This window comes from Belnapia sp. AC561 (assembly GCF_979252845.1).
Genome location: NZ_CEEDBP010000473.1, coordinates 1 through 238 on the forward strand (window position 1 = coordinate 1; position 238 = coordinate 238).

Consider the following 238-nt stretch of genomic DNA (forward strand, 5'->3'; position numbering starts at 1 on the left):
TGGCCCGGCCCCTCGCGCCACAAGGTGTTCGCCTCCGCGATACCCTGCCAGAAGCCGCCGGCCCCCGGCGACGCCTGGGTATGGCCGGCGCCGTAGAGCACGACCCCGTTGAAGTCGACGCCGTTCACCACGGAGAGGAGCCGTGCATAGTCGGTCGGCAACTCCGCCCTGAAGCGGTCGCGCAGCACCGTCCGCTCGGCGCTGATCTGATCCTCGCTGGCTGATGCCTGCACCTTCT

The 238-nt window shown here is 69.7% G+C and carries 1 protein-coding gene; it reads right to left on the bottom strand.

What is annotated here, in order from left to right; translation table 11 throughout:
- On the bottom strand, positions 1-238 hold a 238-nt coding region (locus AC0IW9_RS31900; protein ID WP_471652287.1), incomplete at both ends, for a hypothetical protein.